Below are 19,602 nucleotides of genomic sequence, written 5' to 3' on the forward strand. Positions count from 1 at the left end.
GTTAAGCAACACGGGTTAATGGCGACAGGTTAAGCGAGCAAACGCATTTTACACAGGTTGGATGCCCCGAGGTATCCAATGCTCTGCGAAAAGCGATGGCTTCGTCGCTGTTTAAAATCTGGTTGAGCGGGGTATCCCTGATATTACCCATCGATTCCATAAAAAAGCAAGGTCGCACAGTGCCATCGGCTTCAACAACTGTTGATACCCAGGGCGCATTGCACTTTTTATAAGGGAAGGCGTTTAAGCCGTAAAAAGCGGCATAATAATGATAAATGTCCCTGATCTTCTCCCTGCTTTCCGCAATAAAACCGTTATTAAATTCGGCGTTATATTCGGTCATCAGGTAATTGATCACCTCATTTAATTCAGGTAGCTCGCGCTCGGCTATCAGTATTTCATCCTGCTTCGGCTCTTCCCAGGCCTGTTGACGGTTAAAGGCATGGCTGCTTACATCGGCAGGTAAAAAACTCACCTGATCGAGCCCCATTTTTTTTGATTCGGCAATAATGGCCAGCCAGTTACGGTAATTGAGTCGGTGTATCACCGTACGACCTGTAATACGGTAAGCCGGGTTTAGTTTTTTGATATGCTCCACCCCTTCTTTAAGCTTACGGAAAGCATTGGGTATGTTCCGGATGGCATCATGGAGGGCTTCATCACCATCTAAGGAAACAATAAGGTCATCAACCCAGGTTAACAGCTGTTCGGCATTACTCTTTATAGACAAGCCGGTAGTCAGCAGCGTTACTTTGATACCTGCATTTTTAAGGATGCGACACAGTACAAAGAAATTGGTGTTCAATAAGGCTTCGCCACCTGACATGAGCACCTGTTTGGTACCCAGATCTTTGAGTGATGTCAATAAACCACTGATATCAGCCTCGGTTAGCTGTTTCAGGTTTTTATTATCCTTCCAGATGTCACACATCACACAACGGCAATTACAGGCGCTGTGAGGCATTAATATCACAATGGGTAATGCTGATATCCGGTGCGTTTGCAGCGTGCGGTAGCGCTTAAAAGTATGATATAACGACTGAGCTGCCATAACTAAGGTTTTAACATTATCCAATAAAAAACATCCCTTTTGATCAATCTGTTCCAGAAGCCGCCCGGATTAAATAACACTTTATGTTTGAAAGCTTGAACTTTATCAATATGGTGATGGAAATAATGATCGGCCATAGCGGCGAAACCCATCCTCTCGTAATATTTCCGGCATCTTAATGCCGATGTTTCGATATCCTTTTGATGATAAAATGGTGTATCGAGTATGTGTACTTTTCCATGTTCGCTCAGCAGCGCAAACGCGTCGGCGATAACGGTTCTTACAGATGGAAAATATGATAAGGACGCGGCGAATATGATCACATCAAATTTTACTTTTTCTGTGAAGGTGTTGCTGTTAAACCCTTTATGAATAAATTTAAGGTTGGGTTTTTTAAATACGCGGCTAGCTTGTTCAATTTCAATACGGTTGGCATCAATGCCGGTAACCCGGACGTTGGGTATATCAGCCAGTTTTGCCGCGAGCCACCCGTTGCCGCAGCCAACTTCCAGTATCTGAAGCGGCCTGCGCATTTCTTCGAGGTGATTTAATAGTCGCCATGATGAGCGTTGCCGTACTCTCCATTCCCGGTAATACGGATGCCCGGCGTTAATAAGTGGCAACTGGGCCACCTGTATATCGGTATAGGTTCTGCCCTCCTTTTCACGTATGGCAATATACATCTCCTCCAGTAAAGCTTCATCAGCTGTTGGAGTAATGTTAGGGGTTATATTTGTTGCCGTTTCTTTCAAATCTTAAAACAATTAAAAACCTTGTATCTCAGGTTGGCGGTATTGCCAAAACCTTTGTAATAGCTTTATTTCGTAAGGGTACTTATACAGGTTTGTTTTATAACGCAGGGTCGACAGCAGTTTGATCGACTTCCGTTTCAGGTCGTTTAATTTTATATCGGTAACCGTAGGATAAACGCCATTCAATACAGTTTCAAAATTTCTGATCTTATCAATCATTTCCGGTTTTATCCATGGTGTTAATGGATTCTTGCGGAGATCAAAACTTTCCCAGGCCGGGCTTATCCAGTCTTCCAGCGTTTGAGGGTATGCAAACCCCTGTTCCAGAACCTGCTTATACAGTTCAGATCCTTCAGTCGGCACCGGTGTATAGGTGTAAATAACAATTTCGGTTTTAGGGTTAACGGCCTTTACCTGCTTAATAAAATTGATCTCAAAATCTATCTGTTTCTGTACTTTCTCTGGCGTTGCCGCTGGTGTACCTAATACAAAAGAATATTCGGGGATGATGTCAAATTGCTTTAACCGTTCCGCGAAACGGATGATCTGTTCGCCGGTTTGGGTGCCGCCTTTATCCATCTGCTCCAGGATCTCGTTGTTACCGCTTTCGGCGCCAAAGAAAATACATTTACAGCCCGATTCACGGATAATCTCCAGCGATGAATCCTTAAACTTATCCATGGTATCGATACGTGCCATACCCCACCAGGTCATACGCTCGGGCTTAATGAGTTTTGAAAAATCTACCGAGCGTTTTTCAGATACAAAAAAATTATTATCGTGAAATTCAATGGCATCGGCGCCCCAGTTGTCTTTAATATATTTGATATCCTTATAAACAGTTTGTGCCGATTTAGCTTTCCAGCGGGCCTCGTAAATAGGGACTACCGCGCAAAAAGAACAGGTAAAAGGGCAACCTATGCTGGAATGATAAGCCATGGTATGTTCACCCAGGTAAGTTTTACCTAAGAATTTACCTAAAGGATAAAAATTATTCAGCTTATTATAAGGTAAAGGTGGCAGTGAATCCTGGTCGAGCAGATCCTCTTTAATGGTTTTTGTTATTTTACCATCGGCTTTATAGATCAGGTTTTTTATAAACTCGTATGGTTTATGATTCTCCAATGCATCTATCAGCAGTGGAAAAGCATTATCGCCGGGCCCGTTGATGATAAAATCAACATATTTTGAATCCAATACAACTTTGGGCTGGTTAGAGGGAAAATATCCTCCCCAGATCATAGTAGTATAAGGATATTTTATTTTGATGGCTTTGGCTATTTCAATGGCTTGTTTTAGCTGCGGGCCAGGCATCACGGTGAAACCGAGGTAGCCATATTCGCCGGTTCTTAAATAGCTTTCTATTTTTTCCATCGGGTCAGCTTCACAATTGCCATCAACAATGGCCCAGTCGTATTTTCCCTCAATGGAAGCCGCGATATTCAAAATAGAATTGGGTATACGATATTTAGCTATAGCACTTTTAGGATTAAACAGTATTACCTTATTAATATTTGTCATACAGATGTTTCTTGACGCATGAATACTTAAACTAAACCGGCTGGTCAATTTTTATAATAAACGATGGGGTTTTACCCCCATCGCTCACACAACCCTAAATCATAAAAAATGTAACCGTTCTTTATACAATACGCTGCATATTGTACGGGGGTTGCCTGCGGTAGTAATAAAAAAAGTACGGGCAACCTTAGTCCATTTTACATCGTATTATAATAAAGATCAATACTATGCTGGCAACCATAAAAAACTACTTACAAAACAAAAGATCATCCTCGGCGGTAACCGAAAAAAGTGTGGTGGAGGCCTATGACATCTGGGCCGAGAACTATGACAGCCAGCCCGATAACCTGATGCTGCATCTTGACGGCAAACTGTTTTTACAGCTGATAAGCGATGTTGATATCAAAAATAAACAGGTAGCCGATATCGGCTGTGGTACAGGGAGACACTGGCCCATGATATTCAGTAAACAACCTGCCAGTTTAACGGGTTTCGACGTATCCGGTGGGATGCTTAAAAAGCTCAATGAAAAATATCCACAGGCCCATACTTCTCTCATTACGGATAACCTGTTCTCCTGCATTCCTGATGAAGCTTTTGACGTGATCGTATCTACCCTTACCGTGGCCCATATTGAAGATATTGACGAAGCCATGCAAGCCTGGAGCCGTTTATTAAAAAGCGGCGGTGAGATCATCATTACCGATTTTCATCCTCATACACTGGCATTTGGCGGTAAACGGACATTTAAACACAATAACTCCGTAATGGCCGTGCGCAATTATGTACACCCCATTTATACCATTAAAGATGCTTTAGCCCGGAATAATTTTGAACTGCTTATACAGGAAGAGATCAAAGTAGATGAAACCATGAAACCTTTTTATGCCAAACAAGATGCCCTGCATGTATATGAAAAATATAAAGGCTTCCCGGTGATCTATGGTATTCATTTAAAAAAGGGATAATGATACTCCAGGGGATAAGGCTGGCCGATGGCGAACAAAATGTAAACGTCAGGATCAACAATGGTAAAATTGATGCACTAACATCCGTACCAATTGCCGGGAATACTGCCGACTTGCAGTTAGGTTTTGATGACGCCCTGATCTTTCCGGGATTGATCAATTCGCACGATCATCTGGACTTTAACCTTTTCCCGCAATTAGGCAACCGTACCTATAAAAATTATACTGAATGGGGCGCCTATATCCATCAGCAATATAAACCAGAGATAGAGCGGGTATTGCAGGTACCTTTGCCCTTGCGCATCCGTTGGGGCATGTATAAAAATTTACTTTGCGGGGTTACCACGGTTGTCAATCATGGCGAACAATTAATCATTGATGATGCCCTCATCACGGTTTACGAAGAAACCCACGATCTGCACTCCGTTGGGTTTGAAAAGCTGTGGAAGCTGAAACTGAACAATCCGCTAAAGAAGCATTTACCTGTAGCGATACATATTGGCGAAGGAACCGATGAGGCCGCTTCAATAGAAATTGACAGCCTTATCCGCTGGAATAAATGGCGCCGCGTCTTAATTGGCATACATGCCGTGGCCATGACCGGCAAACAGGCCTCGAGTTTTAAAGGTATCGTCTGGTGCCCGGAGTCCAACTATTATTTGCTCAATAAAACGGCTCCTGTTCATCAGCTGAAACAGCATACCACCATTTTATTTGGTACCGATTCAACCCTGACAGGCAATTGGAACATCTGGGATCATATCGGGATGGCCCGCAAAACAGGTTTGCTAACCGATGATGAATTATTCCACTCTTTAAACAGTAACGCCGCAAAAGTATGGAAGATGAACACCGGTGCGATCAACAAAGGAAAAGATGCCGATCTGGTGATAGCCCGCAGAAAAGACCACGCGGCCGGGTTTGATTCTTTTTACGACCTTAGTCCTGCCGATTTGCTCCTGGTTATACATCAGGGTAATACTCGCCTGTTTGACCAGGAATTACTGTCGCAACTGGCCTCCGGGTTAAAGGGACGTGGTTTTAGTCTCATCAGGATAAATAAAGTGCATAAATATGTGGAGGGCAACCTGGGAGAACTGATGGAACAGATCCACACATACCTGCCCGAATTTAGTTTCCCGATAGAATTTATTGATCATCAAATCTTATAAAAGGTGATAAAGCTGGTCGATCTTACTTATTACGCGCATCTCAACTATACTCATGCCGGCCAGGTGTCGAAGAACCATTCTCCTGCCCTGGCTTTTGCACCCCACCTCATTGGTAAAATCGATTTTAGTTTTGTTAAGCACGCGTCATTTGAGGAGCACACAGTAATTGATGGCATACCCTATCATTTTTTTAAAGGCCGCAACCGTTTTTGGTCAATCACGCTAAAAACGCACCGTTATATCAAAAAACTGAAGCCGGATATCGTATTGGTACAGGGACTCGTTTTTCCATTGCAGGTCATTTTCCTGCGATTGTTTTGTGGCTCCGGTTTTAAGATCATGATCCAGCATCATGGAGAATTGCCCTACAGCGGGATCAAAGGCTGGCTGCAAAAATTAGCTTGTGGTTTTGCCGATGCTTTTATTTTTACTGCGGCGGGTAATGCCTGGATCTGGAAAAAGAGAAACATCATTAAGCCCGATGCCAACATATTTGAATTGCTGGAAGCATCTACCCATTTTACACAGCAGGACAAGCAAATAAGTAAGCAACGCACTCAAATGACGGACGAAAACAACTTTTTATGGGTAGGCAGGTTAAACGCTAATAAAGACCCCATTACCGTTTTATTAGCCTTTATACAATACCTGCAAATAAACCCTGAGGCCAAATTGTATATGATCTACCAAAGCGAGGATATGATCAATGATGTAATGGAGTTGTTTGCTTCCAGTAAGCTGCTTTCAAACGCCGTGGTATTGGTGGGCAGGGTTGCCAACCACGAATTACCGTACTGGTATAGCGCCGCTGATTTTTATATCTCAGGCAGTCATAAAGAAGGTAGCGGTTACGCTCTGCTGGAGGCTATGGCTTGTGGATGTGTTCCGCTGATCACCAATATCCCTCCTTATCAAAAATTAACCGGCAGTGGTCAGTGCAGCTTTTTATATCCACCTGGCGATGCAAACGCGCTGGCAAAATTGCTTTACACCGTCAATAACGTAGATCAAAAAAAGCTTTCGGATGATACTTTAAGTTATTTTAATCAGCATCTCACCTTCAAGAATATTGCTGATGACCTGGTGAATATTTGCGGGCAGGTAATGACTAAATCTGCCTGACATTCAATAACAAAGTCATGTCATTTCGAACGAGGTACGAGGAGAAACTATCTCTTGAACGAAGTGAAAAATCTTCTGCAACATGTATGATAGATAAGCTTAGCGAAAAAGATTTCTCCTCACTCCGCCCTCAGTCACCCCATGTTCGTCGAAATGACATACTTTTTTTAATAGAGATGTCCCGATAGGTATATATTTAACAGCCAAATAAAGCGGCAACGCGGGTGGCTATGGTTTCTACAGGATAAGCCAACACGGGTTCATGAAGCAAATTGGGGTCATGGAGCAAGTCTTTAATTATGCCAGGTATATTTTCGGCATTCCCGGGCACATGATGCTGTGGCGGGTGCGAATCCATCCCCTTAACCAAACTCACTACATGACAGCCTGCATATAAGCCTTCGCTTAAAACTGTACTATAACCTTCGTATGCCGAAGTATGCAACAGTATTTTTGAATGCTGCATCAATGCCAGGACCTCCGGGTGCGATAACTCCCCTTTTAGTTCAATATGATTACCCAGTTTTAACTTGCTGATCTGTTTTTGAAGGTTATCCATTTCGGGGCCCTTGCCGCAGATCACTGCTTTTATTTGTGGAAATTGTGTTGTCAGACTTTTAACTACCTGGATAAACAAATTGTACTGCTTAAGCGGGATAAGCGAACCCACCCCAATTATATCGATATCCCGGTTGGCAGGTGGATCAGCAAAAAGGGAAGTGTCAATACCCGTAGGGATGGTATGTCCGGGTTTTATCTGGTAATTTATCCTGAACTCTTTGGCCAAAAAATCTGATATGGCTATTAACTCCCCTGCCTGGGGTTTTACCTGTTTTACGTAATGGTTGCCCGCTTTGGCATCCTGGCCAAGCAGCCAGGTATAATGCGGTAAGTTATACCTTTTGGCAAAACGCTTACCCATGTATGCAGCTTCGCCCATCCAAAAGCTCAATAGCCCCACCAGTTCATATTGGCTATGCAGCTGTTTAAGCGTTTGCCATACACGCCGCCAGGTAATTAACCGGAACAATTGCCCTTTGCCCTTACCAGCCAATGCGATCACCTCAACCCCATTCCAATGATATCGCGAGGCTTTAAACGGATACTGAAAACTCAGCACCACAATATGTAACCCAGGTTTATTTTGCTTCAGCCCTTTTACAAAGATCTGCATAGACGGTATACAGGTAGTATCGTTTTCATCAGCCGGGAAACCGGGACTCAATATCACTATAGTTTTTTGTTTGGTCATTCCAGCGTTATCAGTTTGTTGCAATAGCTAAGACTTGTGGTATTATGGGTAATAAAAAAGATGATCTTGCCCAAAGCAGCCAGTCTTTGCAGTTGTATCAAAATAGCTTCCTCGGATTGCTGATCCATTTCACCAAAAGGCTCATCCAGTATCAGTACATCAAAATCATGGTAAAGTGCCCGGGCAAGCAGGATGCGTTGGCGCTGGCCACCACTCAGGTTTTTACCATTTTCCCTGATCGTGCGGTACAGTCCTTCGGCATTGCCGTTTAATAATGGATTAAGTCCGCATATCGCGATGGCCTCAGCCAGTTTTTCCGGATCGCTTTCATCATCGCTCAGCGTAATGTTTTTAAGGATGGTATCGTGAATAAAATAACCCTGTTGTTTTACATAAGCTATCCTGCTCCAGCACCGTTTTAGGGCGATAACATCAGTCGCCTGGTCATTGATCAGGATATCGCCGGCATCCGGCACCAGAAACCCTAACAATAGGTTGATGAGCGTTGTTTTACCCCTGCCTGATACGGCCGATATTCCCGCCATATCGCCCCTACTGATACTAAAACTGCAATTTTTTAAGATCTGATGATCTTTATATTGGAAGCTGATATTATCAAATTTGATGGAGGTAACCTCACCTATACCCTCTCCAGAAGACACCTCTCCTAAATCCTCTCCAAAGGAAAGGACTTTACCTAACTCTTTTTCAAACGCCCTCTCCTTTGGAGAGGGCTGGGGTGAGGTCAAATCATTCAGCGTAAATTCATAAGTTTTTATTTGCCCGGTACTATTCAGTATTTTAATAATACCGGGGATGATCTTGTAGGCGGCAGCCATAAAAACGCCGATGGTCAACAGGTCAATTACCGGTTTATCGGTCCAGTATTTATTGATGAGTACCAGTATAAAGAAACCCAGTACCGCGAAGATCTCTACCAGTCGCGATGGCAGGGCCTGCAAAGTTTGCTGCCCGGCCAGGTTATCGTTCAGCTGTTGCTGGTAGCTGTGATAACGATCGGTAAAAAAGTCGCTTTTGTTATAAATATTACTCTCTACAAAGCCGGCTAATGACTCCTGCAAATGCTGGATGGTTTTTTCACTCGCTTGTTTGGTGTTTACCCTGATCTGCTTCGACCGTTTCCGGATAAAGTAAGCCAGTAAAATCACCGGAGGTAATAGCAAAAGTAACAACAACAAAAACAGTAAAGGCTGATAGATGAGTATCGCGCAAACCGTAAACAAAATGAGGATAGCCTGCGAAATAACCTGCTGTACATTGGTGAGGATGTAATGACTAAACTCAATGGGTTGCTGACTGATCTGCCGGATGTGGATAGAGGAATCGACATTAACAAAGTTCAGGTAATCGGATTTCAGGTAATGGATAATGTTCTTTTTAGACAAGCGTGAAGCCACACCATAAAAAAAATGATGCTGAAAACGCATGATCAGGTAGCCTATCCAGTTTTTGAAGCTGAAAAGAACCAGGAATACACTGACGAGCAATATGGAATTTTTATTGAACCAGCCTGCCGGTAAAAAAGCAAGGTTGGTATTGATGGTTTTGGTGGAAGTATAAAAACCTATTACCAGCAAAAGCATCCCCAGAAAAACAATATCAAGCGCGCTGATCAACAGATCGAGCAGGATAAGTTTGCCCAATTGTTTTTTCTCCTGCGCATTCAGCAGCGTTAAAATGCCTTTTATAATGTGCTTCATTTTTAGTTAGAGGCAAGAATCGAGAGTCAAGAATCAAGAAAAACGATGTGTTTATTTTTTTCCTGTCCTGATTCTTGACTCTAATATCTTGACTCTATTCATTACGGGTTAAAAAGCTTAATGGTTGCCCCTATAAAGCATAAAAGCCCGGTAATTTAAATTACCGGGCTTTTATCTGGGGTTGAAAAAGGTTTATTGATTAACCTTGATCTCTACACGACGGTTCAATACCCTGCCGTCTTCAGTGCTGTTATCCGCGATAGGTTTGGTTTCGCCATAGCCTTTTACAGTTAGGTTGTCGCCGTTAATACCGCTGTTTACCAGGTATAATTTTACCGAATTAGCCCGTTCAACAGATAATTCCATGTTATGATCAGGTGTACCTTCGGCAGAAGCGTTTCCGTTCAACACAAATTTTACAGTTTGATCTTTTTTCATCTCGGCTGCAGCCTGATCAAGCGTTTGGTAAGATGAAGTTCTTAGCACAGCTGAGTTAAACTCAAACTGGATATTGCTAAAGTTATAGTTTGGTTTTGCCGGTGGTGGTGGCGGAGTTTCTTTTGGTGCAGGTTTTGGAGCCGGTGCAGGTTGCGGTTTCGGCGCGTAAGTTTGTTCGTTTTCAACCGGTACAGGTTTTTGAACCAGTTTTTTTGATTTACATGAAATTACCGTGATGACGCCTAATGCAAAGATTAAAGTAAATAAGGGTGTTTTTAAAGCTTTCATAGCTAAGTTTTGTTTTTTTGTAAACATAAAAAATATTCGTGATTTCAACCTCAATTGAGTATAAACACACGACGTGAAAATAAAGAGGGCTTTCAGGAATTTTATTTCATATACACCTACCCTCCATAGGTTTTGTACCGTAACTAAACGCAGATTTTAAAAGGTAAGTATTTGATAGATATAAAGCCGGCGACTAAAACGGATAGTTGATGGTGTTTTATGGTGTTGATAATTAGGTAATTGTACGCACTGTTTTCAGTAGAAATACGGTGTGCAATTTTAGCCATTGATGTTAAATTAGTGTTACCTAAATATTATCATGAAAAGTAATACACCATTCGAAAGCATCCAGACGCCGGATATCCACTATTTACGCAGAGTTGAAGTGCTAAAAAAGCATCCCGAAGTAAAAAAATTAATGGGTTATGATCCCTGGGCAGCGGTGCTTACCCTATTTATTGTGGCCGGTCAGCTAACCTTTGCTTGGGCTGTAGGTATTTGGTTCCCTCATTTTGGCCAATATTGGTGGCAAATTATTTTGTTATCATACGTTGTAGGTGGTACCATGAACCATTGGGCGGCTATGGCTGTGCATGAAATGGCCCATAACCTCATGCTTAAAACCCCTGCGCAAAATAAGGCCCTGGCTATTATTGCCAATATACCGGTCCTGGTACCAGGGGCCATTGCCTTCAGAAGGCACCACATGAAACATCATTCGCATTTGGGTATCGAGCAGGTAGATAATGACTTCCCGAGCCATTGGGAAGTTAAGATGGTTGGTAAATCGGGTATTAAGAAATTTGTATGGCTGTTTTTTTACATATTCTTTCTCTTCTTGGTACGAGGTTTTGATACCAAACCAACCCGCTGGGAATGGGCAAACATCATCACACTCATCATCACAGACATATTGATATTTGTTTTCCTGGGTAAGATCGCCATTATTTATTTGCTGCTTTCAACACTTTGGGGCTTTAGTCTTCACCCCTCCGCAGGGCATTTTATTCATGAACATTTTGTATTTAAAGAAGGCCAGGAAACTAATTCCTATTACGGATGGCTTAATTTGGTTTGCTTTAATGTAGGCTATCATAACGAACATCATGATATTATGAATATCCCCGGTAGGTTTTTACCCCGCTATTATAAAATCACTAAAGAATTTTATGAGCACCTGGATTCTACACGGTCATGGACACGGATGTTTTATGACTTTATTACCCAATCGCGCTTAGGCGCCGATAAACGCTACGTGCGTACCGAACAAATACGACTGGAAGGACTAAAAATGGCCGAGTCTTTAAGGCAAAATAAAGAGCTGGTATCTTAACCAGGGCATTTAAATTAATGGCGAAATTTTCGTATTTTTGTATATACAGCGGCCCGGTTTTCTGATCAAAAAGGAAAACCGGGCTGTTTAGTTAAGGGGAAATATAGCCAAAAAAACAACCGTTTTGTATTTATTGAATTGATTATCAATAAATTAATACTTTTTAAACCTTTCAAAACCGTGTTAAAATTTGTTAAAATCGATGGTTTTGAATGAATTTTGAGCAGTTTTTGAATGATTTTCTGCCCATTTTTAGTTAAAAAAGTGTTAAAATAAAACTTTAAAAAGTTTTTGTATGGCCCGTGTCAAATTTTATGACCGGCGTTTTATCCTGATCAAATATATATTTATTTGTGGTATCGAATTGATAAACCTATGTACAGCACATTACAAAACGACCTGGATAACCTGGATTATTTACTATCCCTAACCAAAGATAAAGCCGCCGCTTACCTGAATGAAATAAATGACAGGCCTGTAAGCATCAACAATGTACAGGTGACCATTCCCATCAACCTCCCTGAAAACGGAATTGGCTTGGAGGATACACTGAAGGCCTTTTATGAGCAGCATCAGGATAAAATAGTGGCATCATCCGGGCCGCGGTACTGGGGATTTGTAACCGGTGGCACCACCCCTGCCGCCATTGCCGGCGACTGGTTAAGTGCTGTATTTGATCAAAATCCCCAAAGCTTAAATGGCGCCGGGGATGTGTCCGCTAATATTGAGCTGCAAACCATTAACTGGCTTATTCAATTGTTTGGTTTACCATCCTATTTTAAAGGCGGCTTTGTAACGGGCGCTACCATGTCAAACTTTACTTGTTTGGCCGTGGCAAGGCAATGGGCAGGTAAGCAAAAAGGCATTGATATTGCACGTGAGGGCATCAAAACAGAGATCAGGATATTGACGGCTACTCCACATTCATCAGCCATTAAATCGCTGGCTATGCTGGGTTTGGGCAGTGGTAATATCATCACCATAAAAACCGCTGAAGGTAACCGGGAGGCAATGGATACAGCTGATCTGGAAGCCAAATTGCGGGAGAGTAAAGATTTCCCGGTAATAGTGATCAGCAGTGGCGGCACGGTTAATACCGTTGATTTTGATGATATGCAAGCCATCGCCAACTTGCAAAAACAGTATACTTTTTACTGGCATATCGACGCGGCCTTTGGTGCTTTTGCAGCTTGTTCTGAAAAATATGCACATTTATTAAACGGCTGGCAATTTGCCGACAGCATTACGGTAGATTGCCACAAATGGCTCAATGTTCCGTACGACAGTGCCATATACCTGGTTCAGGAAAAACACTCGGCTTTGCAGTTACAAACGTTTCAGAACAGCAATGCCCCCTATCTGGGCGATCCGGCTACCGACTTTAGTTTCCTGAACTTCGGACCAGAAAACTCCAGACGTTTAAGGGCATTACCGGCTTGGTTTGCCCTGCAAGCCTATGGCCGCAACGGATTTGGATGGATAGTGGAAAATAATATTAACCTGGCAAACCAGTTTGCGCAATTGCTGGAGGAAAAAACCATGTTTAGGCTAACCGCCCCGGTAAGGTTAAATGTAGTTTGTTTTAGTATTCCGGATGAAGAAAACAGGAGTGGCAAACTGGCACTGATATTAGAAAAGCTCAAAGTATCAGGTAAGTTGTTTATCACCCCAACCTCTTATAAAGGAGTGCCTTGTCTGCGGGCGGCGTTTGTTAACTGGCGAACTACGGAAGAAGATATTTTGATAGCCATTGATGAGTTGATCAAGGCTTCCTGATCGGGAAATGAGTGGTTTAATAATTTAAACCAGTTGACTTTCTATTTAAGATTTGAATATTAAGCTCAACTAAATCAGTTTCTTATGGAGTTTAGCTAAATAATGCGTGGAGTATTTTTTTGTATAGCATAAAAGCAGATAAGTGATTTTTGCTTATCACATCTAAAAAAAATTAGCGTTATATTGCAATATCCTGTGAATAGATAGAACGGCAAATTCATAGCGTAAAATACTGCTTTATAAACCTATTTATTGTATGAAACACATATCAATACTGGTTCCTAAACGGGCCATACTCGGGAGCCTGGAAGGGTCGCGCCAGTTGCTTACGCAAGTGAACCAATTTTTTTTGGCTGCGGGCAAAGACCCTATTTTTAAAGTTGAACTGGTTGGACTTACTATGGAAACCGCTGTTAGCGGTGGCTTATTTACTGTTAACGCCAACAAGGTGATCGGCGAAGTACGAAAAACCGACCTGATCATTATTCCGGCTATTGATGGAAATATCAGCGAAGAAGTTGAAAATAATAAAGAGTTTTTACCCTGGTTAACCCAGCAATATAATAATGGCGCCGAGATCGCCAGTTTATGTATGGGAGCCTTTTTACTGGCTTCAACCGGTTTACTGGCCGGCAAAAAATGCGCTACGCATTGGATGTTTGCTAATGAATTCAGGAAGATGTTCCCGGATGTTAACCTGGTTACTGAAAAAATCATTACCGATGAGCAGGGCATTTATTCGAGTGGTGGAGCTTTCTCCTATTTAAACCTCATCTTATATCTCATCGAGAAATATGCTGGTCGCGATATCGCTATTTTAAGCGCCAAGGTATTCGCCATTGAAATGGAGCGGAATAGCCAATCTTCCTTCATCATATTCCAAGGGCAAAAAGATCATGCGGATGATCCGATCAAAAAGGCACAGGAGTTTATTGAAAAGAACTATCAAGACAAGATCACGGTAGAGCAGCTGGCATCCATGTTCGCTCTGGGTCGCAGGAACCTGGAACGTCGGTTTAAAAAAGCCACTGCCAATACCGTAGCCGAATATATACAACGTGTTAAGATAGAGGCAGCCAAAGTAAGCCTGGAAACTTCGCGCGAAAATGTGAATGAAGTGATGTATAATGTGGGCTATACTGATACCAAAGCCTTCCGCACCACATTTAAGCGCATTACAGGCCTATCGCCTATTGATTACCGCAATAAATATCAAAGGGAATACGCAACGTAGCAGAGACCTTAATTTTAACTATCAGGGCATTACTGAAGGTTTCTGTGAAAAGATATAGCTGATACGCTCCTGCTGATGTGCTGTATCGGTATCTGTTACTAATTCTTTACCTGTAAATCGCTGGTAATTAGCAATGGTATTTCCGGTATTTGAGCTGATGGTTTTAACTACTTCAACAGATACAAGATCGCCCGGGATCCTGGCACCGAACCAACGGTCGTCATCCTGTTGTTTCCAGGTAACCAACGTCAGGTTTTCGCCCAAAGGATAGTTTGTTGAACCTGATATAGCTGTTTTTAAAGCCAGCTCGTTGCCATACAAGGTAGACATGGTTTGCGCTTTTTTGTTGATAGATGAAGTGATCACTTTTAAGCCGGCTTTGCTAAAGTTGAACGAAACGGGTATAGCTGCTTTCTTATTCAAAAGTTCTTCGGCTGGCTTGCGGTTATTACAGGCTGATAATATAAAAACAGCGGCTACGAATAATATATAGGTAATTTTCATGATGGGTTCCTGATCAGTTAGTGTTCAATTGGTGAGGTAAAAACAAAATCGGTATTGCTTAATGGCTTATGGCAGCTAACACACTCATTGGTGAACATGGCCGTTTTGCCATAAGGCACAAGCTTATCGGTTTTAAACCGGGCCCAGCCCCAACCAGCAGTAGCAGCGTACTTTTTATCATCCTTGATCATATATTCCACCTGTTTAAAGGCACCGGTATGTACATTGCCATCTTTATCAGTTACCTGATCCCAGGCTACTTTGGCAAATGTTGTTCCGTTGGGCCATGGATTGATGTGATGTTCACGGATGGCTTTAATGGCTATCGGGTTGCCAAATATTACTCGCATGGTACCATTATCAAAACGTTCGGTACTGCTGATGGTTTCCCAGTTTTTATAATCGGGTATATAAGTAATTCCATTCAAGGCTGTGGGTGGTTTAACTGATACAGCAATTGCTTTTTGCCAATGCGCATACTGTTTATCGGCCGCGTTTATTTTGGTTGTATCACCCGGTATTTGTTTAGGTGACATGGACGAGACATACTTTTTAAGTACCTCCAGGTCGCTTTTGGAAACAGCGGCCGAAGGGTGAACCAGCTCATAATCTTTTATGGGCATAGCGCCGGCGGCTATCTGGTTCACGGCTTCCCAAAGCACAGCTTTTTGATCGGCCGGTGCCAAGTTTTTCCAGTTAGAAAAATTTAGGTGCTTACGACCGATGTTCACATGATTGGCTACTTTCCAGGAAACAGGTGATACCTGATCATACCAGCGAAGGTTTGTTTCGTTGGAGTGACAATCATAACATGCCCGTACCAGTATACTTTTTACCTCTGCCGGTGCTTCTATCTCTGCTTTTACAGGTGGATTTGTAATTTGTGGGCGGATGAATTGTATGGACAAAAAGCCGATCAGTAAAATGGCTGCTATAATAACGGGTTTTCTTTTGAATAAGCTGGAAGGTTGGGCACTCATAGTTCGATGATTATACTGTAAAGTTGCTTAATAATAAGTACTTATACACCTATATCAACGCTGAATTAGACAAACGTAAAGCTGAACCGGACATTTTAATAGTTGAATTATACAAATGTCCACCTATCAGATCTCAAAAAAACACAGATAGCTATTTTTAACCAGCCTCCGCTGCTTTATCCATATCCAATTGAAAGATCTTTTCGGTATCACTTACTTCAATATCCTTATTGGCATCCAGGTTAATAATGGTATCATTATTTTTAAAAGGCATAGTGGCGTGCAGGGTGTACTTACCAAGAGGCACTTGTGTTGCCGTAAATTCCGAACTCTGATCGTCTGCGGGTTTGTCCAGGGTAATGATATCGCCGGTTTCGGGTTTTAAAGTAACAATTGCCGTGTTAAAGCCCTCGTCAATGATATCAGCGGCCTCTGGTGTAGATAACAGGGCTTGTGCCAGGTGCAAGTCGATTGTTATGTCTGCTGTTTTTGCCCCTGGTTCGTTACTGTTTGTTGTGGAATTATTGTTGCTTGAACTTAAGGGTAATACCAGATCTTTTAGTCCGTCAATAAACTTCATAACCCGGCTAGAGAAAAACCCCGAAATAAAAGAAAATAATAAAAGCCCCTTGCCTATGCTAATATCTGTCATTTTGTTGTTGCTGCCACCCAGTAAATTATATCCGAGTACCAAAACAAGGGCACATACGGGGGCATAAAACATTTTTGATACCTGCCCGGATATTTCAGCGGGGTCAAATGGCCCTGTATCTGCGTCTCCTGCCACTTTTAATGCCTCACGGTTAGCGATGCTCACGTAATAAATTAAGCTCACCAAAACGCCCATAAGTGCCCAAAACAGCACTTCGGCATATGTGCCTGTTCCAACAAACCAGAAGAAATCATTTACGAAGATATCCTTATCGGTAAGATATGCTTTCGTGTCCTTATTACTTAGATTGATCAATAAGCCATCCAGGAGTTTTAAGCGGGGTTCATCTATGCAGTCGTCATATTCATTTTTCAGAAAATTAAAAACTGCCTGATTCCGCTCTTCACGTTTCGCGACCGCTGCTTTATTGACCGCAGGATCTTTTGATGCTGATTGCGTCGAATCCGGATATGCAGCAAGCACGTTATCTATATTTAAGAGTTGCACGCTGTCCAGTTTTTTATGATCGGTACCTTTGTAGCAAAAATGAAGCGCAGTATAAATCATCGCTACAAAAACAAGTAACATGCAAAGAGTCAGTAACCAACCGGCACCGCTCCAGGTTTTTGCTTTAAAAAATGACAACATGATCTTTTTATATTTATGGTTAAAAACTATTTAAGACAAGTAGCTGCTGAATACCCACTCATCTGCCGTATTACTTATTTTACTCCATTGACTGGTAGTGGTATAAACAGATACCTGTGTGCCTTGTGTAATGGTGCGCAGCACCGGGAACGATGTACCCGGTCCCGAACGTACGTTTAATAAGGTCGCATATACGATTAAGGATGTTGTTTGAGGTGCATCGACCCCACTGAGCTGCTTTATTTTGTTGTCAATCAGTGGGAAGAAGTTAGCTTCGGCGGATGTAATGGTATTGTTGCCGAAAAAGGCAGTGCCCGGACAGGTTTTCTGCTGATTGCCCACCTGGTTGTTATTAACCACACTTTCCGGAAATCTTTTACCTGTTCGGTCGAACCAATGGTGGTAAACCACTTGTTCTTTTACTGGTTTCAGATCAAACTTCATGCAAAGTATAGCGTTTAAAAACACAATGGTATCCCTATGCGGCAGTGTCATCTGATCGTGCCCTGTATCAAAGTTACCTAAGTTTTCAATACAAATCGCCCCAGAGTTTGCTCCAAAAATGCCCGCGGGGGTAATATTTATGGGTCGGCACAAGCCAATGTTACCCGAAGGGAAAGTAGTTAGGTTTTGCGCAATATCGCTCCATCCGTTATTATGAATATGATAGCTCCTCATGGATTCAAGCCAATACATTTCTCCCTGGCTGGGGCTTAATGAACTATAATTGGGCTCCCAGGTATGGTGGTTTTGTATCATTTTGATACTTCTGGAAAAAATGGTATTCACCAGGTATTGCTGAAACTCCTGTGGGGTGTATATGTGAAATTGTGCTAAGGCCATGGTTTTTCCTCCGGTTATGTTGTTTAGTTAACTCATAGTACGTTCTTCTTTGCGATACTCTTTTCTTATCGCTTCTATCAGATCAACGTTACGTATATATTGATCATTTTTGGAAATAGATTGCAGCGCGGCGTAATGGATGATATTGAGTATGGCTGCTCCGGTTAATTCATATTTATCGGCCAGATCCTTTAATTGGATGCCCGGTTCCGGCCCGCATGATGCCGGGAATGCTTTCTCCCATAATTTCAGCCGTTCCTGGGCATTTGGCATAGAAAAGTGTATAATAGTATGGAAGCGCCTTAAAAAAGCATCGTCCATATTGCTTTTTAGGTTGGACGCCAATATAAGCAAGCCCGGAAAATCTTCTATGCGTTGCAGTAAGTAGCTCACTTCCTGGTTGGCATATCTGTCATGTGAGTTTTGTACATTAGTACGTTTACCAAATAAGGCATCTGCTTCGTCAAAAAACAGTATCCAGTTTTTATTTTCGGCTTTCTGAAATACTTTTTCCAGGTTTTTTTCGGTTTCGCCTATGTATTTACTCACCACCTGCGAAAGATCAATGCGGTATACTTCTTTATCAAAGTGTTTGCCGAGTAAGGTCGCCGTTAATGTTTTACCTGTTCCGGAGGGGCCGTGGAAGAGCGCCCGGTAACCCGGTTTTATTTTTCTTTTCAGCACTTCATCCTGCATCAGGGTATCATTATGTTTTACCCATATCAAGATCTCGTTAAGCTGATTCTGGGTATAATTGTTCAATACAAGATCGTCCCACGTCATCGCTGTGGTAATATTTTTGGCCGGAAAATCGGGACTAAATTTGGGTATGGTTTCTGCACCTGTAAGAAAACGACTTACCCATTCCGCATCAAGTATTATCCGGCCGCTCATCAGTGGCTCACCCTCTTTAACGGTTTCCATAGATAATACCCTTTGTTTAGCCAATATACCATTAGTGAGTAAATGCCGAACCGCAAGGCGCTTCTCAATATCATTGCTGCCTAATATGAATTGGACAGTTTCGCCAGTTGGCAATAATCCGCGATGATTGTTACCCTTAATTCCACCAAACTCCGGAAAATCGCCACCATTGGGTAAAAATTCTTGTATGATATTTTCAAAAAAGGAGGTACGCAAATGTGGAGCCAACGCAGTTAAAAGGATGATGTACTCTTCAATCGGAAGTTTATTTTCGATGATAAACCCGTTAAGGGAACTGCCATCGTCCATGAGGGTAACCGCCGGAAAAGAGGCTTCCGTATTATTAAAATGTGATTGCAGACGATTATGTATCACCTGGTACAGCATTTCTAAAGAGTTTGTTATAGATTGAGCCTGCATCGT

17 protein-coding genes are annotated in these 19,602 nt (G+C 42.2%); 6 read left to right on the forward strand and 11 right to left on the reverse strand.

The annotated features are described in order from the left end of the window. Window position 1 precedes the first annotated feature (1 nt). From BLR84_RS17860 to BLR84_RS17870, 3 genes are read right to left on the reverse strand one after another with little or no spacing between them, the layout of a single operon-like run. Window positions 2–1,051 (reverse strand): radical SAM protein, encoded by a 1,050-nt coding sequence (locus BLR84_RS17860; protein ID WP_090470824.1) that lies wholly within the window; start codon window positions 1,049–1,051, stop codon window positions 2–4. A 2-nt stretch (window positions 1,052–1,053) separates the two neighbouring features. Then, window positions 1,054–1,803: a class I SAM-dependent methyltransferase gene (locus BLR84_RS17865; RefSeq protein WP_090470827.1), complete on the reverse strand. Its 750-nt coding sequence runs from the start codon at window positions 1,801–1,803 to the stop codon at window positions 1,054–1,056. A 12-nt stretch (window positions 1,804–1,815) separates the two neighbouring features. Further along, entirely contained in the window at window positions 1,816–3,324 is a 1,509-nt protein-coding gene (locus tag BLR84_RS17870) for a B12-binding domain-containing radical SAM protein (protein WP_255366979.1), read from the reverse strand. 227 nt (window positions 3,325–3,551) lie between these two features. On the opposite strand from BLR84_RS17870, the gene BLR84_RS17875 reads away from it, so the two are divergent. The 3 genes from BLR84_RS17875 to BLR84_RS17885 are packed head-to-tail and all read left to right on the forward strand — an operon-like array spanning window position 3,552 to window position 6,586. After that, window positions 3,552–4,292 (forward strand): class I SAM-dependent methyltransferase, encoded by a 741-nt coding sequence (locus BLR84_RS17875; RefSeq protein WP_090470829.1) that lies wholly within the window; start codon window positions 3,552–3,554, stop codon window positions 4,290–4,292. Next, entirely contained in the window at window positions 4,292–5,464 is a 1,173-nt protein-coding gene (locus BLR84_RS17880) for an amidohydrolase family protein (protein ID WP_090470831.1), read from the forward strand. Before BLR84_RS17875 ends, BLR84_RS17880 begins: the two co-directional genes overlap by 1 nt. 3 nt (window positions 5,465–5,467) lie before the next feature. Next, the gene (locus BLR84_RS17885) at window positions 5,468–6,586 is read left to right on the forward strand and encodes a glycosyltransferase family 4 protein (RefSeq protein ID WP_090470833.1); all 1,119 of its coding nucleotides are present in this window, start codon (window positions 5,468–5,470) and stop codon (window positions 6,584–6,586) included. Between the two features lie 196 nt (window positions 6,587–6,782). Here the strand turns inward: BLR84_RS17885 and BLR84_RS17890 are convergent, their stop codons facing one another. The 3 genes from BLR84_RS17890 to BLR84_RS17900 form a co-directional block, all read right to left on the reverse strand. After that, complete coding sequence (locus BLR84_RS17890; RefSeq protein WP_090470835.1) at window positions 6,783–7,838, reverse strand: glycosyltransferase family 1 protein; 1,056 nt, start codon at window positions 7,836–7,838, stop codon at window positions 6,783–6,785. Further along, window positions 7,835–9,559, reverse strand: a complete 1,725-nt coding sequence (locus tag BLR84_RS17895; RefSeq protein ID WP_090470837.1) for an ATP-binding cassette domain-containing protein — start codon at window positions 9,557–9,559, stop codon at window positions 7,835–7,837. Before BLR84_RS17895 ends, BLR84_RS17890 begins: the two co-directional genes overlap by 4 nt. 192 nt (window positions 9,560–9,751) lie before the next feature. Beyond that, entirely contained in the window at window positions 9,752–10,285 is a 534-nt protein-coding gene (locus tag BLR84_RS17900) for an OmpA family protein (protein WP_090471060.1), read from the reverse strand. Between the two features lie 319 nt (window positions 10,286–10,604). Here BLR84_RS17900 and BLR84_RS17905 point away from each other — a divergent pair, with 319 nt between their 5' ends. From BLR84_RS17905 to BLR84_RS17915, 3 genes are all read left to right on the forward strand, one after another. Then, on the forward strand, window positions 10,605–11,618 hold the full coding sequence (locus tag BLR84_RS17905; RefSeq protein ID WP_090470839.1) for a fatty acid desaturase: 1,014 nt from the start codon (window positions 10,605–10,607) through the stop codon (window positions 11,616–11,618). A gap of 375 nt (window positions 11,619–11,993) precedes the next feature. Further along, a complete protein-coding gene (locus tag BLR84_RS17910) occupies window positions 11,994–13,394 on the forward strand; it encodes a pyridoxal phosphate-dependent decarboxylase family protein (RefSeq protein WP_090470840.1) in 1,401 nt (466 codons plus the stop codon). Between the two features lie 256 nt (window positions 13,395–13,650). Beyond that, entirely contained in the window at window positions 13,651–14,628 is a 978-nt protein-coding gene (locus BLR84_RS17915) for a GlxA family transcriptional regulator (protein WP_090470842.1), read from the forward strand. Between the two features lie 21 nt (window positions 14,629–14,649). On the opposite strand, the gene BLR84_RS17920 is transcribed toward BLR84_RS17915, so the two are convergent. The 5 genes from BLR84_RS17920 to BLR84_RS17940 form a co-directional block, all read right to left on the reverse strand. After that, window positions 14,650–15,132 (reverse strand): hypothetical protein, encoded by a 483-nt coding sequence (locus tag BLR84_RS17920; protein ID WP_090470844.1) that lies wholly within the window; start codon window positions 15,130–15,132, stop codon window positions 14,650–14,652. A 17-nt stretch (window positions 15,133–15,149) separates the two neighbouring features. After that, window positions 15,150–16,112, reverse strand: coding sequence for a heme-binding domain-containing protein (locus BLR84_RS17925; protein ID WP_090470846.1), 963 nt, complete (start codon window positions 16,110–16,112; stop codon window positions 15,150–15,152). Window positions 16,113–16,269: 157 nt separating this feature from the next. Continuing rightward, entirely contained in the window at window positions 16,270–17,412 is a 1,143-nt protein-coding gene (locus BLR84_RS17930; protein ID WP_090470848.1) for a hypothetical protein, read from the reverse strand. Window positions 17,413–17,442: 30 nt separating this feature from the next. Next, window positions 17,443–18,255, reverse strand: a complete 813-nt coding sequence (locus BLR84_RS17935) for an SH3 domain-containing protein (protein ID WP_090470850.1) — start codon at window positions 18,253–18,255, stop codon at window positions 17,443–17,445. Between the two features lie 27 nt (window positions 18,256–18,282). Beyond that, the gene (locus tag BLR84_RS17940) at window positions 18,283–19,599 is read right to left on the reverse strand and encodes an ATP-binding protein (RefSeq protein ID WP_090470852.1); all 1,317 of its coding nucleotides are present in this window, start codon (window positions 19,597–19,599) and stop codon (window positions 18,283–18,285) included. Window positions 19,600–19,602 lie beyond the last annotated feature (3 nt).

Origin of the sequence: Mucilaginibacter sp. OK268, assembly GCF_900103125.1 — a bacterium.
Taxonomy (GTDB): domain Bacteria; phylum Bacteroidota; class Bacteroidia; order Sphingobacteriales; family Sphingobacteriaceae; genus Mucilaginibacter.

Coding starts and splice junctions, on each gene's coding strand:
- BLR84_RS17940 (WP_090470852.1), bottom strand. CDS start 19,599: ATGCAGGCTCAATCTATAACAAACTCTTTAGAAATGCTGTACCAGGTG.
- BLR84_RS17890 (WP_090470835.1), bottom strand. CDS start 7,838: ATGACCAAACAAAAAACTATAGTGATATTGAGTCCCGGTTTCCCGGCT.
- BLR84_RS17895 (WP_090470837.1), bottom strand. CDS start 9,559: ATGAAGCACATTATAAAAGGCATTTTAACGCTGCTGAATGCGCAGGAG.
- BLR84_RS17920 (WP_090470844.1), bottom strand. CDS start 15,132: ATGAAAATTACCTATATATTATTCGTAGCCGCTGTTTTTATATTATCA.
- BLR84_RS17860 (WP_090470824.1), bottom strand. CDS start 1,051: ATGGCAGCTCAGTCGTTATATCATACTTTTAAGCGCTACCGCACGCTG.
- BLR84_RS17915 (WP_090470842.1), top strand. CDS start 13,651: ATGAAACACATATCAATACTGGTTCCTAAACGGGCCATACTCGGGAGC.
- BLR84_RS17910 (WP_090470840.1), top strand. CDS start 11,994: ATGTACAGCACATTACAAAACGACCTGGATAACCTGGATTATTTACTA.
- BLR84_RS17935 (WP_090470850.1), bottom strand. CDS start 18,255: ATGGCCTTAGCACAATTTCACATATACACCCCACAGGAGTTTCAGCAA.
- BLR84_RS17880 (WP_090470831.1), top strand. CDS start 4,292: ATGATACTCCAGGGGATAAGGCTGGCCGATGGCGAACAAAATGTAAAC.
- BLR84_RS17925 (WP_090470846.1), bottom strand. CDS start 16,112: ATGAGTGCCCAACCTTCCAGCTTATTCAAAAGAAAACCCGTTATTATA.
- BLR84_RS17870 (WP_255366979.1), bottom strand. CDS start 3,324: ATGACAAATATTAATAAGGTAATACTGTTTAATCCTAAAAGTGCTATA.
- BLR84_RS17930 (WP_090470848.1), bottom strand. CDS start 17,412: ATGTTGTCATTTTTTAAAGCAAAAACCTGGAGCGGTGCCGGTTGGTTA.
- BLR84_RS17875 (WP_090470829.1), top strand. CDS start 3,552: ATGCTGGCAACCATAAAAAACTACTTACAAAACAAAAGATCATCCTCG.
- BLR84_RS17900 (WP_090471060.1), bottom strand. CDS start 10,285: ATGAAAGCTTTAAAAACACCCTTATTTACTTTAATCTTTGCATTAGGC.
- BLR84_RS17905 (WP_090470839.1), top strand. CDS start 10,605: ATGAAAAGTAATACACCATTCGAAAGCATCCAGACGCCGGATATCCAC.